This is a genomic window from Spiroplasma poulsonii, assembly GCF_009866525.1.
Classification (GTDB): domain Bacteria; phylum Bacillota_I; class Bacilli_A; order Mycoplasmatales; family Mycoplasmataceae; genus Spiroplasma; species Spiroplasma poulsonii.
Genome location: NZ_CM020866.1, coordinates 1,517,222 through 1,530,450, shown reverse-complemented (window position 1 = coordinate 1,530,450; position 13,229 = coordinate 1,517,222). Strand labels below are relative to the sequence as shown.

The window sequence follows — 13,229 nt, the reverse complement described above, 5'->3', positions numbered from 1 at the left end:
ACGTATGGAATTCAGGGCATATTTGTTGCTAGTAGTAAACCAAAAGTAGATATGAAAATTGATATACCAAGATTAAAAATATCTAAAATGGGATTAGTATTTACAATATTACCTTTAATTACTTTAATAATTTCTTTAATTATCATTTGAATTGATAAATCAAAATGAAAAAAAGACCATTTAAGACATTGTTTAGATTGTCGGATTAATCCGCGTGTTATTCAACCAAGATTAGCAAAACAATGAAATAATTTAGATGGCATAACAGAAGAAATATTTAAAAATATACAAAATGAAAATATTAAAAAACAAAAACAAGAAGAAAATAACAAAGAATTAAATTTAAAATAGACTATATATAGGGGCGGTTGATATTTTTGGGTGGTTATATAGTTTAATTTATAAATTATTTTGTTCTGAAAGGATAGATGGCCACTGTTTGAGTAAGAATAAGAAAGGAATTAAATAAAATGAATGAAACATTAATGATTGCTTTACTTGTGTTAGCGGGTGCGGGTGGAATGGGTAGTCTTGGTATTCTAGGATTATCTGCTAAAAAAATTAAAAAATATAAAGCAGAAATCAGAGAATTAAGAACTGCTGTTATTGCCCACGAAAAACATTTACGAGGACCTGATTATGCAACAGAATTAGCATTAAAAACAGGTCAAATTAAAAATGTTAAAAAACAAGTTAAAGTTAATGATAAAAAACAAGCACAAAAAGATGCCATTAGACAATTAACAAATAATATTTAAAAAAATAACCTTAATTGGTTATTTTTTATTTTTCTTTATTGTGTGTTATATAAAAGTTTATAAGATATTCAATTCGTTGCGAATAAGTATTAAAATTTAATTCATTTCAAACTTGTTCTTCATTTTCATTTAAGTAAACATTTATATTCCGAATTTTACAAGAATAATATTTTCCTGTTTTTTGATTATATGAATGTTTCATAAATTAACTTTCATAATTAGCAATAATAATTGCATCTCGTAAATGATTACTTATTTTTTCATTATTATATTTTCAACTTTTACCATATTGATAAGTTAAATTAACATCTTTTTCATATTTTCATATATAACCATCATTATATTTACTTAAATTTTCCATATTTTTAACAACTGATTTTGTATGTTTTGGTGAAATAGTAGCAATATATCCTTGCGTTTCTAATGAACCTAATAATTTCAATAAATCATCTCTATCTTTTGAGCCATTGGCATTTGTATATAAACAATTTTCTATAAAAATTAAATATTCTAGTTTATGATTATTTGATAATATTTTCCCAAATAGTTTTTCATTTTTCAAATAATTTATAATAAATTCATAATGTTCTTTTCAGCCTTTATTTGTAAATTCTTGTTTATCTATTAATTTATTATTTTTATAAACAACAATAGCCGTAGTACCAGTTCCTGATGGGTCAATACCTATTTTTATCAATTGGCTCATTCTTCATCATTGTTATTATTAACTACTGGTACTACATTTGATATATCTTCTTCTTTAACTACATTATCGTTTATGTACACTATTTCATCATTAGGTGGGGTATTATAATTTAAATTTATATTATTTGATAAAGTTTCATCGTTAATATGCCCATTATTTTGGATGAAAGTAGCATCATTATCAATATAAATCTTTTCATCATTAGTTGTAATAACTGCTTGATCTGATTTATATGCTTGTTGTAATTCAACTGACATAATACCTCATTTTCTTAATAATGATGTTAATACTGTTTTAAGGGCCATTTCATCAAAACTAGCAATATAAAATGATTTATTTTTAGCATAAGTTTTAGAATATTTCATAAAATGATTTTCCATTTGCTCTTTTGTCATATATAAAGTTTTTTCAAAACCATTAACCATTTTAAAATATGCTACATAACCTATAATTGATAATTTTTCTCGTTCATCTTCATTTTGATTTCAATTAAAAGCAGTACCTTTTAAACGATCATAATTTATTAATTCATTTGCTCTAACATCTGATACTGACATATCTAAATATTGGCCACTTCTTTGGGCTAATTGAATATAACCTTTATAACCCATTTGAAATTGGGCTTGATTAATTCATTCTTGGATTTCACGACCATTAATAATTCTTGTTATTTTTGTATTATATGGTACTACATAAGCATAACCGAATTGTTTTTCCATTGGTAAATTTAATAAAACACCTTGATAACAAGCAGTCATAATTGTTTTTGGATCTGCTTTTTGTAATAATTCATTACTATTTGATATTGCAATTATATTACTTTTAAATCTTGCAATTTCATTTTCATTAGAAAATTTACTTTTTATTCAATCAGTTACCTTATCTGTTCTTAAAAATTCTACAATATTTGTCATGTTATTTTTCTCCTTTATTTATTTTAAAATTAATACCTTTAACCCCAATTAAATTAATATCTTTATTACTATCTCATTGATCTTTAATTTCATTTTTAACAATTTGTTCATCAACAGTTAAATAATTTTTAATAAGATTAATAAGTTCTAATTTATCAGCATTTTGTAAAAAATCATCATTAATACCAATAACCTCAATATCTTTAATTAATAATTTTTCTTTCCGAAAATTACTAGTAATAATTTTTAATTCTTGTTCTTGTTTTGCTATACTTTTAATTTCTAAAAATTGCTCTTTTTTATGAGTTTCAATAATTTTATTTTGTTTTTGAAATTGAATATTAATGACACTATTTTTTAAAGAATCATGATTATTCTTAATATTATTTTCTAAATTTAAAATATCTTTTCTAATAAAATTTAATTCATCTTTAAAAGATTTTATTATTTCTAATGGTTCTCTAAAAATATAATCAATTTTTGAAACTACTAATTTTAAATCTTTTAGTGATTGTGATTTATATTCTCCATTTATTAATCAAGCTTGTTGTCGATATATAAATTCTGCTAATTCTTGTCCATTTTCATCAATTCACTTTTTAATTGTTAATGCTTTTAAGCTTAATTCTTTAAAATTATTTCCTTTTAAATAAAACGGATAAGTAATATTTTTAACTTCATTATTTAATTTTAAATCTTCCATAATTAAATTTCCTCTAATTCCATTTCATTAATTAAATTATCAATATATTCATAAGCACTTTCTTCTGAATAACATTCATCTAATGCTAAATTAAATAAATCTTCTTCTGTATAAACATAACCATTTTCATCTTTTCACATAATTATTTATCTCCTTGTCATTTAATATTGCTATCTTCTAAATCAATAATAGTTGTTAATCAATGATTTTCATTTTCAACATTAGCAGTAATCCTCGCTTCTTCTAATGTATAAAAAAAATCTGTTTTAAAAATAGTTGTTTTATCAAACAAATTATTATATTTCATTATTAATACGTATCTTTTATTCATAATTTAATTCCTCCTAATTTTGTTTCCCCAATGCTCAATGTTCATCAGTCATATCTTAAAATGATACTGAATAACTTTTAAACATTAATTCTTGTAATTTGTTTTCTTGATTGCATTTTGAGCAATATCCTCAATATTTTTGTTTAAGACAAATTTTATTTAAATTTTTCATATTTACCTCCTAAATTATTTTTCCTATTTTTTAACTCGCTGGCACTCACTACCAAGTGAAAGTGCCAAAGCGAGAATTAGTTATATAAGTATTGTATTTATCTATTTTATTTACTACGCCATCCGCTTCGCTGTGGGTGAGCGGTGGCGGTATGTTGTTAGTTAAATAATCGACAGTTGTTTTTTGTTTTTGTAGCCAGAGAGTTTTCTCTCTCTTCACCCGCACCATTTCAGGTCAAAGCGTTCAGTTTTTAAAATAAATCTACTTGCACCTTGAAGAGCCTAATGCTGACTTTGTGGTTTTTAAACCGCTGTCACTTCTAAGAAGTAATATCTATCGCAAATTTATTTATAAAGTGACCATCTCTTTTGTTTATTGTGGTTCGATGTTGACCGCGCACTTATCACCACTATCGCTTGTTAAAGCGTCTATTATTTCCGGACTGATTACCGCTGTGCTAGACCGCCTCCTGTGGAATAAAAACACTTAGTTATTTAAAATAACCGTTCCACTCTGCATTAAGTTGTTTTATAAAATCAAAGTTTTAAAAAACCAGTTTTATAATCAAAGATAATTTTTGAATTTTCTAAACGTTTATAAAACCACTCTTGGTTTTTATCTTTTGTATGATTTAATAAATTTTTATGTTTTTCACAAGTTCATAAAACTTTATTTGATAAAAATTCTTTGGTAATGAATGATATTGATTTATAGCAATCAATAACATCACATATTTTTTGTTGTTTATTAATTTCCATTACTTACTCCTTCTTTTATTAAGTTTTTTTATTTATTAACAAACTAATTAACTGAAACAAAGAAAAGACAACACCTTAAATTAGGAGAAAAAACAGGTACACTTTGTAAAAATTTCTAAGATATTTATAAATGTGTAAACAACTTAAAGAGGGTATCAGAAAGTTGTGTAAAAAGTTTCTATTTTAAGAATTTAAGATGCTGTCCTTTCTCTGAATCAATTAATAATTTTGGTTTTACAAATAAAAAAACCATTTTAGTAAATGGTTTAATTTATTATTCTTATTCAATTTCCGAGTTTTTTTCCAAAACCCCAATATTTTTTATACGACCAATTTTTTATTCTTTTTTTATGGAAGTTTTCGTATTATAATTAAGAGGAAAGATTTTGTTATAAAAAATAAAGGAGAATTAGTAATGATTGGAGATTTTTTAGCAAACCGATTAAAAAAATCAATTGAAAAAAATATGAAAAAATCAACCCTAACTAGTGATGCTATTAGTGAAACAATGCGTGAAATTAGGTTAGCATTATTAGAAGCGGATGTTAATAATGAAGTGGTAAAAGATTTTATTAAATCAGTAGAAGCAAAAGCCCGTGGCGAATACATTTTAGATGGTTTGAATTCATCACAAATGATGGTTAAAATCGTTCATGAAGAATTAGTTAATATTTTTGGGAAAACAGCAAAGGAATTATCTTTTGCTTCAAAACCAACAATTGTGATGATGGTCGGATTACAAGGGAGTGGGAAGACAACAACAACTGGTAAAATTGCTAAGTTTGTGGAAAAGAAATATCAAAAAAACCATTGTTGGTGGCTTGTGATATTTATCGTCCCGCTGCAATTGATCAGTTAAAAACAATTGGAAAAAATTTAAATATTGAAGTATTTGAACGGGGAACACAAAACCCTGTTAAAACAGCCCAAGAAGCAATTAAATATGCGAAAGAAAATAAAAATGATGTTATTTTAATTGATACGGCGGGACGTTTACATATTGATGCAGAATTAATGCAAGAATTAAAAGAAATTAAAAATAATATTACCCCTGATGAAATCTTACTTGTCGTTGATGGGATGACGGGACAAGATATTATTAATGTTACAACAGAATTTAATCAGTTGTTAAAATTAACTGGCGTTGTTGTTACTAAGTTAGATGGTGATGCTCGTGGGGGAGCGGCATTATCAATTACGCACCTAACCAAATTACCAATTACCTTTATCGGAACTGGAGAAGGAATGAGTAATTTACAAATTTTCTATCCTGACCGAATGGCAGATCGAATTTTGGGGATGGGAGATGTTCAAACCTTAGTTGAAAAAGCAAAAGATGTTTTAGATGAACGTGATATTAAAAAAACAATGAATCGAATGATGATGGGACAGTTTGATTTACAAGACTTGCTAAATCAAATGCGACAAATCTCAAAAATGGGGAAAATGGGGGGAATTATGAAATTACTACCCGAGATGCCAAAAATGAGTGATGAAAAAATTGCTGATGCAGAACGTAAATTAAAAGCAACAGAAGTCTTGTTATCTTCAATGACAGTTAAAGAACGTCGTGAACCACGGTTGTTGAAACACTTATCACGAAAAAACCGTATTTTAAAAGGTTCAGGACGAACAGAAAAAGAATATAATGAGTTAATTAATCAATTTGAAAAAACAAAAAAACAAGTAGATGAAATTGCCCGTCAAATTAAATCTGGTCGTATGCCAAACATTCCTGGTATGGGTGGTTTAAGTGGAATGGGCTTTAATTAAAATAATATTTCAAAGATTTATTATAAAAAATTGGAACCCAAATGAAAAAAAGTTTAAGTTACAATCTTTAATTGTTCTTAAACTTTTTTTCATTATTTAGTTTTTATTTTGTTTTTTAATTTCTTGGATGGGTTAAGATAAATTGGACAACAATAATGTGGAGTAAGGATTATAATTAAATTAATAAATGGAGGTGTAATTATGGCAAAGAATCATTATACCGATGAATTTAAACAACAAATTGTTAGTCTTTATAAAACAGGTAAAACAGCAAAACAATTGTCCAGTGACTATCAGGTCGGTAAATCAACAGTTTGAAAATGAATTTATGAATTCAATAATTCTGGTTCATTTAAAGCAAAAGATAATCGAAGCCCAGAAGAAAATGAACTAATTCATCTAAGAAAAGAAATTAAACAATTACGAATGGAAAATGATATTTTAAAGCAAGCCACACTGATAATAGGCAAAAAATAGTAATTATTAAAAACAACAAAGAAAAATATGCAATTACTAATTTATGCAAAACACTAAAAGTTCCTAGATCAACGTTTTATTATCAATTGAAATCAAATAATCCTAAATCAAACCATACTATTGATAATGCTGTTATCAGTATTTTCTTAAAAAGTCGTAAAAATTATGGCACAAGAAAAATTAAAGTTATGTTAGCACAACAAAATATTTTATTATCACGAATAAAAATTAGTAAAATAATGCAAAGATATAACTTAATTTCCAATTATACAAAACTTAAATATAAACATCAAAGTAACAAAAACGCTATATACAAATATCATAATTTGTTAAATCAAGAATTTAATAATTATAAACTACATGAAGTTGTTGTCAGTGATTTAACACAAGTTGCTATCAATAGCAAATGATATTATGTGTGCTTTCTAATTGATTTATTTAATCGTGAAGTTATTGGTTATGATGTTAGTTCTCATAAAGATGCCAAATTAGTTGAAAATACTTTTAAAAAGCTTAGTTTTTCTTTAGATAATATTAAAATATTTCATACTGATCAAGGAAGCGAATTTAATAACAATATCATTTACAATCTTTTAGCTAAAAACAATGTTGCAAAATCTTATAGTAAACCAGGCTGTCCTTATGATAATGCTGTTTCTGAATCAACCTATAAAATTTTAAAAACAGAATTAATTAAAAACAGAAAATTTAAAAATATTGAACAATTTAAATTAGAATTATTTGACTATGTTAATTGATACAATAATGTACGAATTCACAGCAAATTAAATTATTTAACACCAATTGAATATAAAAATCTTTACTCTACATAAAATTTGTCCAAAAAACCCTTGCCATTCCATCTTGGTGATATATAGAGATCAACATCATTTCTATAATCGCCAACAACTTGTTTTGATGCAAATGAATAGTATAAACCATTATCAAAACTTTCGCCAAACGTAAACATCACTGCTCATTTTGTCCAAACTTCAGCAGTCCAAGTTAGATCATTATTTCAATTTTGTTCTCCTTTAGGGTTCCCTAATGCTGAATGTAATTTAATGTTAAATAAATCAAGGTCTTCCAAATCATTGGCTTCTTCAGAAACTTTAAAATCCTTTACTAAGAAAGCAATAACACTTTTAAGACCATCTTTGCGGTTTTGTTCTAATACTTTTTTAAATATTTTATTAGGAACTCTTAATTCAACTATTTTCCCAGAAAAAGTACCACCGCGGGCATATTTAATAAATTGAATAATAATTTTTCCTCAACTTGCTAATTTTTTATTAATTGCTCCTTGTGATAAATTCACAGTAATTGTGGCATCTTCGTTATCTTTATTTGTGATATTACCAGATAATCTTAATCCATAGATGTTAAAATAATTTAGACTAATTTTAAATGCCCCTAGATTTAGACCAAGAGTCTCATCAACATTAAAAATGGGACCAACATTTTTTTTGTAAAAATCAACAAAATCATTAGGTTGGACGCTGTCAATGTCATCTCAACCAACACCATTATTCATTTTATCCCCAATTCATTTTTGTAATAAGACATTAACTGGTTTTGTTCTTTCTGTTAAACCATCATAACCTTTATTTTCTAATGTTAATACTCCATTTTGTTCTTTTTCAATTAACGCAGTATCATTGTAAGTAATATTAATATCTTGAAATTTCTTTTGACTTGTAATATAAGTTTTAACAGTAGTTTTGAAAATATCATCTAATGGTTTAGAATCTTTTGTAAAATCTCATATCATTTTATCATATAATGAGGGAGTGTTGCAAATAAACGGTTATTATTTAATTTATTTAAAAACAAGAAACTTTTTTCTTTTATAAAAAAATAATAACACAAAAAAAATAAAAATACAAATAATAATTTCATATTTTTACACACTAAAAAATATTTTAAAAACTAAGATTATATTATTTTAAATTAACTAAAATTAAATTTCATAATTTTTAAATCTAAAATTTTTTTAAATGTTGAAAACGAAAATGTTTTATTCCCATATCCTAAACAAGATTTTACAACTCTTGAAACATCGCTTTCAGCAGATACGCCAATATTTCACTCTTTATTTTGATTTAAAATACCATTTTTTAAATTAATAAAATACCTTAATTTAATTCTTTCATTAGACTTCTTGCGATACCCTTTTTTATTAAAAATATTATTATAAAATATAATTTATGAGGACATAAAAATATGAACAATAATAAATTTAATACTCTTAATGATAGAGAATGGTTAAGATTAACAGGAATAAAAAAATCCACTTTTAATAAAATGTTAGATATTTTAAAAGTTGCTGAAATAGAAAAATTTAAAAAAGGTGGTAAAACTAATAAATTATCATTAGAAAATAGATTATTGATGACTTTATTATATTGACGAGAATATCAGACTTATTTTCATCTTGGTAAAAGTTTTGATATTAGTGAGGCTAATTGTTATCGTAATATTAAGTGAATTGAAGATATTTTAATTAAAAACTCTGATTTTCAACAACTTGCTGGTAAAAAAGCACTAATAAATGATTATTTTAATGATAAAACTATTATTATTGATGCTACCCAAACTCCAATCCAACGCCCAAAAAAAGACAAAAACAATCTTATTCTGGTAAAAAGAAAAAACACACGATCAAAACACAAGTAATTATCGAACAAGAAACCAAAAAAATTATTGCAACAAGTTTTTCGCTCGGAAAAAAACATGATTATGCTTTATTTAAAGAATCAAAAATCCCAATTTTAAAAAATACCAAATTAATAGTTGATAGTGGTTATCAAGGAATACAAAAAAATCACAATAATGTTCTAATACCTACAAAGAAAACAAAGAAAAACCCTTTAAACAAAGAACAAAAGCAATATAATAGACTAGTTTCAAAAATGAGAATTATTATTGAAAATATTTTTGCTATTCTTAAAAAATTTAAAATTATTACAGAAAAATATCGTAATCGAAGAAAAAGATTTGGTTTAAGATTTAATTTAATTGCCTCAATTTATAATTTACAATTATTATATTTAACATAAAATATTTATTTAAAATTAAATAATTTAAATAATAAATTAATTTTTCGTTGTGGAAAAATATTAAATTTTTAAATAAAAAACATAATTAATTAAAATTATATTTTTCTATTAGTATCTTTTTTACAAATATTTGCAATTTTTTAACAAGTAATGCAAGAAGTCTAATGATTTTAAATCAATTTATGATGATTTTAATGTTAATTATACAACTAATTTTACGGACTTAGATAATATTATTTTTACAAAATTAAAAAAAGTTCTGACAGATGATGCGACTTTAAAAGATTTTGTTGATAATATTAAATATAATTCAGCAATTCCATTATTAACTTTATTAACTAGTGCAATTAATGATAAAACAAATGGCGAAGCTGTTGTCAGAGCAGATACAGCGACGTATAATTGAACTGGTGAAGGTTATCAACCAGAGCAAATTACCCCAGAACATTTTGTTCAATTTTATCGTTCATTTGTTAATGTTTTTAATACTGGTCATAATAATTTAAACTTAGCAACTTTTAATATTGATTTAGGAAAAATAATTGTTGCTGGTTTACCATTATCAGGCGCTATTATTAGTGGTGACCATCCGTTAAAAGTCCAAGTTGAAATTACAGAGGAAGGTTTAACAAATAAATTAACCCAATTTGGAAATTTAATAGCTGTTTTTTTTAAATATTTTCAAATTGAATCAAATAAAAATTCAGCGGTGCTTCATCTTAACGATACAACGTTTGCTAAAATTTTAGCTTTATCACAGTATGATTATATAAAGATTTTACACATTTTATCTAATGATTTTAAAGCATCGGATGAAGCAAAGGATTTACCAGGTTTGAATATTTTTTCTTTAGGAGATTTAAGTCAAAATCATAATTTAGAATTGAATGCTGCTAAAACTCGTTTTACTTTAGGGCGATATTGGATTTGAAATTTTGATTTTCATTTTGTAACAAATAATGCAATTTTTATACTGGTTGAACTTCATGAAATTTTGAACTTCAGTTTGAGAAATTTAATATATAATTTTAAGATAATAAAAATAAAGCGAAATTCGCTTTATTTTTTAGATGTTTTCTAAAAAACGAATTACTTCTAATTGAATAATACTTGGTGTTGAAGCACCAGCAGTAACAGCAACAGCGCTTTTGTTTGTTAATCAATCACGGTTAATATCATTTTTATCATTAATACGATATGATTTAATGCCAATTTGTTCTCCCATTTCAACTAATTTTAAAGTGTTACTACTGCGTTCATCACCAACCACTAATAAAAGATCAATATTGGTTGGATCTAAACTTAAAACTGCATTTTGGCGCTCCAATGTCGCGTTACATAAATCATTTTTAAAAGTAATTTCATTCGGAACTAACCTTTTAATTTTTTCAACAATTGCTTCAATATCAATTTTTGATAAGGTGGTTTGGTTAGTAATTAAGATTTTTTTATTTGGATCAAGGTCAAGCAGAATTGCATCAACTTCTTCTTCGGTTGTGACAAGTTTAATGGTGGGACTAATTGCTAACATTGCATTTGTTTCTGGATGAAAGTGTTTTCCGATAAAGATAATTTGATAATCGTCTTTTTGTAAATATTCTTTAATTAAATCTTTCGTTACTGTCACTCATTCACATTCGGTATCAACAAGCGTAATGTTTTTCACTGCCGCAATATCTTTAATTCGATCATCACTGCCATGAGCACTTAAAATGACAACAGCATTATCTGGTAGTGTTTTAATTAATTCTAAGCGGTTGAGTTTAAAGTCATTAACGGGGATGACACCTAAGTTAACAATTTCTTCAATAATATGGCGGTTATGGACTAAGTAACCTAACATATAAATTTCCCGTCCGGCATACTTTACTGCCGCTTCTTTTGCTCATTTAATTGATTTAACAACACCAAGGCAGTATCCGCGTGGTGTTACTTTGACAACTTTCATTTTTTCACCATCCATTTTATCTATTTATATGATAACACAACTAAAAAATGTTAGTCTCATCATTTTAAAATAATCTGTTAAAGGTATTTATTAATTAACTTAAATTTGATATAATTATATAGTCTATTTTAAGGTAAAGAGTATGATTTTCCTTAAAATATTACATTTATCTTAAAATAGTAATACTTTAGGATAAAAATAATTTAATTAAATATATAGCGCTAAAAGCATTATATGAAAGGAGATTGAGTATGACAACTTCAAAAACTGTGAAAACTACTAGCAAGGCATCAACGCCTAAAAAGCTTGTATTAAAAAATGGTGTGGAAGAAAAATGAATATTTATTAAAGAACAAGCAGTAGTAGATTCAACTCCAGCGATGAAAAGATCAATCTATCGTTCAGTTGGAGATGTTTATACTAAAACTGCTGCAGATTATCGTGCCAAAGATGGTTCGGCAATTACAACCGCAATTACTGCAGAAAGATTAATTGCAGAGAGATTAGGAAAATCAACAGCACAGCGAAAAGCGATTGAAGCAAAAAATCATAAAGTGGCAAATGAAAAATTAGAAGCAATTGGAAATGGGAATCCCGCAAAAAAAGCAGCAGCAAAAAGCAAGGGTGCTAAAAAAACAAGTGCAAAAAAAACAACAGGGGGAAAAATGGCATTAAAAAAATAAGAGAAAATAAAGAGAGATAGGAACAATAACTAGTTTTACTAGTTATTGTTTTATTTAAAGTTTTTATTAATATTTTTACTGTTTTATTAAAAAATAGAAAAATAAAATTAAGAATTTTAGATAATTAGGACTATAATAAACTTAAATAAGGGGAAAGAGGTTGAATTATGAAAACATTTGCAAAATGAAGTATTGCTTTAATTTGAACTATTGTTTTACTTATTTTAGTTCTAGCATTAGCTTTTTTAGCTGTTCATTATAATGGTTATTATTGAGAAGGGAAAGAACTACCTATTAATATTAATGATATTAAATCATTTGATGGGAATGGTTATCAATTAATTACTGAATTAGGTCTTGGGGAAGTAATGCGATTAGCATCAAGTGGGACTTTTACTTGAGGGTATTCTAATTATGTTACTGTTAATGGTCAAGCGATAGACTTAATGGAATGATTAAAACAACCAGGAAGTGTTGTAAATGGTATTATTCAGTGACCAGCAGATTATGAACTTGAAATTGAAACAAATTTTGCAACAGTAACGGGAAGTATTGTTGTTGTCTTATTAGTTGCCATTCCAGTTTTAAGTCTTGTTGGTTTTTATGTAACTGCAAAAATGACTAAAGCAATGACTCGCCCTTATTCACTTGAATATTTAGATGTTCGAAAAAATCTTAAAAAAACAAAAACTCATGCTAAAAAAGCATTAACAAAAATGGGGAAAGCTGTTAAAAAAGGAAAAGAACAAGCAACCACGTTAGCGAAAACAAAAGAATATTGAACTAATTCATTAGATCAAGCGCAAGCTGCTTTTAATAAAGAAAAAGAACTTTTTAAAACCAAATATAATAAAAAACCTCCAGCCAAAAAATTAAATATTGCTGTTGGAAAATAGCAGATTAAATAATGAAATTAGCAATAATTTCATTTTTTATTTATGTTATAA

The 13,229-nt window shown here is 25.8% G+C and carries 16 protein-coding genes and 1 pseudogene; 9 read left to right on the top strand and 8 right to left on the bottom strand.

The features are described from left to right. Both MSROBK_RS08695 and MSROBK_RS08690 read left to right on the top strand, forming a co-directional pair. Nucleotides 1-351 (top strand): hypothetical protein (locus MSROBK_RS08695; protein WP_159373257.1); only part of this gene is annotated, 351 nt, incomplete at its 5' end. A 77-nt stretch (nucleotides 352-428) separates the two neighbouring features. Then, nucleotides 429-758, top strand: coding sequence for a hypothetical protein (locus MSROBK_RS08690; RefSeq protein ID WP_133165051.1), 330 nt, complete (start codon nucleotides 429-431; stop codon nucleotides 756-758). Nucleotides 759-963: 205 nt separating this feature from the next. On the opposite strand, the gene MSROBK_RS08685 is transcribed toward MSROBK_RS08690, so the two are convergent. From MSROBK_RS08685 to MSROBK_RS08660, 6 genes are all read right to left on the bottom strand, one after another. Beyond that, entirely contained in the window at nucleotides 964-1,464 is a 501-nt protein-coding gene (locus tag MSROBK_RS08685; RefSeq protein WP_133165035.1) for a hypothetical protein, read from the bottom strand. Beyond that, nucleotides 1,449-2,378, bottom strand: a complete 930-nt coding sequence (locus MSROBK_RS08680; protein WP_052443498.1) for a recombinase RecT — start codon at nucleotides 2,376-2,378, stop codon at nucleotides 1,449-1,451. Before MSROBK_RS08680 ends, MSROBK_RS08685 begins: the two co-directional genes overlap by 16 nt. A 1-nt stretch (nucleotide 2,379) precedes the next feature. Further along, the gene (locus tag MSROBK_RS08675; protein WP_040092600.1) at nucleotides 2,380-3,081 is read right to left on the bottom strand and encodes a hypothetical protein; all 702 of its coding nucleotides are present in this window, start codon (nucleotides 3,079-3,081) and stop codon (nucleotides 2,380-2,382) included. Nucleotides 3,082-3,083: 2 nt separating this feature from the next. Continuing rightward, entirely contained in the window at nucleotides 3,084-3,221 is a 138-nt protein-coding gene (locus MSROBK_RS08670) for a hypothetical protein (protein ID WP_157944213.1), read from the bottom strand. A 2-nt stretch (nucleotides 3,222-3,223) separates the two neighbouring features. Further along, complete coding sequence (locus MSROBK_RS08665; RefSeq protein WP_133165036.1) at nucleotides 3,224-3,412, bottom strand: hypothetical protein; 189 nt, start codon at nucleotides 3,410-3,412, stop codon at nucleotides 3,224-3,226. Between the two features lie 690 nt (nucleotides 3,413-4,102). Beyond that, nucleotides 4,103-4,342 carry a hypothetical protein gene (locus tag MSROBK_RS08660; RefSeq protein ID WP_040092486.1) on the bottom strand — a complete coding sequence of 80 codons (240 nt, stop codon included), beginning with the start codon at nucleotides 4,340-4,342 and terminating at the stop codon, nucleotides 4,103-4,105. A 415-nt stretch (nucleotides 4,343-4,757) separates the two neighbouring features. Here MSROBK_RS08660 and ffh point away from each other — a divergent pair. The 3 genes and pseudogenes from ffh to MSROBK_RS08645 all read left to right on the top strand — a co-directional run bounded on the left by ffh (nucleotide 4,758) and on the right by MSROBK_RS08645 (nucleotide 7,425). After that, a pseudogene (gene ffh, locus MSROBK_RS12180) lies at nucleotides 4,758-6,115 on the top strand (signal recognition particle protein). A gap of 201 nt (nucleotides 6,116-6,316) precedes the next feature. Beyond that, nucleotides 6,317-6,592, top strand: a complete 276-nt coding sequence (locus MSROBK_RS08650; RefSeq protein WP_040092565.1) for an IS3 family transposase — start codon at nucleotides 6,317-6,319, stop codon at nucleotides 6,590-6,592. Then, nucleotides 6,535-7,425: an IS3 family transposase gene (locus tag MSROBK_RS08645; RefSeq protein ID WP_206780832.1), complete on the top strand. Its 891-nt coding sequence runs from the start codon at nucleotides 6,535-6,537 to the stop codon at nucleotides 7,423-7,425. Before MSROBK_RS08650 ends, MSROBK_RS08645 begins: the two co-directional genes overlap by 58 nt. Here the strand turns inward: MSROBK_RS08645 and MSROBK_RS08640 are convergent. Beyond that, nucleotides 7,413-8,363 carry a hypothetical protein gene (locus MSROBK_RS08640; RefSeq protein WP_105629007.1) on the bottom strand — a complete coding sequence of 317 codons (951 nt, stop codon included), beginning with the start codon at nucleotides 8,361-8,363 and terminating at the stop codon, nucleotides 7,413-7,415. The two genes, MSROBK_RS08645 and MSROBK_RS08640, sit on opposite strands and share 13 nt — an antisense overlap. 452 nt (nucleotides 8,364-8,815) lie before the next feature. On the opposite strand from MSROBK_RS08640, the gene MSROBK_RS14115 reads away from it, so the two are divergent. Both MSROBK_RS14115 and MSROBK_RS14110 read left to right on the top strand, forming a co-directional pair. Next, nucleotides 8,816-9,268 carry a transposase family protein gene (locus MSROBK_RS14115; RefSeq protein ID WP_416375441.1) on the top strand — a complete coding sequence of 151 codons (453 nt, stop codon included), beginning with the start codon at nucleotides 8,816-8,818 and terminating at the stop codon, nucleotides 9,266-9,268. Continuing rightward, nucleotides 9,253-9,651 carry a transposase family protein gene (locus tag MSROBK_RS14110; protein WP_242441474.1) on the top strand — a complete coding sequence of 133 codons (399 nt, stop codon included), beginning with the start codon at nucleotides 9,253-9,255 and terminating at the stop codon, nucleotides 9,649-9,651. Before MSROBK_RS14115 ends, MSROBK_RS14110 begins: the two co-directional genes overlap by 16 nt. Before the next feature lie 1,066 nt (nucleotides 9,652-10,717). Here MSROBK_RS14110 and ispH read toward each other — a convergent pair. After that, nucleotides 10,718-11,599 (bottom strand): 4-hydroxy-3-methylbut-2-enyl diphosphate reductase, encoded by an 882-nt coding sequence (gene ispH, locus MSROBK_RS08630; protein ID WP_105629055.1) that lies wholly within the window; start codon nucleotides 11,597-11,599, stop codon nucleotides 10,718-10,720. 251 nt (nucleotides 11,600-11,850) lie between these two features. Here ispH and MSROBK_RS08625 point away from each other — a divergent pair, with 251 nt between their 5' ends. Further along, nucleotides 11,851-12,282 (top strand): hypothetical protein, encoded by a 432-nt coding sequence (locus tag MSROBK_RS08625; protein ID WP_052443534.1) that lies wholly within the window; start codon nucleotides 11,851-11,853, stop codon nucleotides 12,280-12,282. A 167-nt stretch (nucleotides 12,283-12,449) separates the two neighbouring features. After that, nucleotides 12,450-13,178 carry a hypothetical protein gene (locus MSROBK_RS08620; protein ID WP_040094032.1) on the top strand — a complete coding sequence of 243 codons (729 nt, stop codon included), beginning with the start codon at nucleotides 12,450-12,452 and terminating at the stop codon, nucleotides 13,176-13,178. The last annotated feature ends 51 nt before the right edge of the window (nucleotides 13,179-13,229 follow it).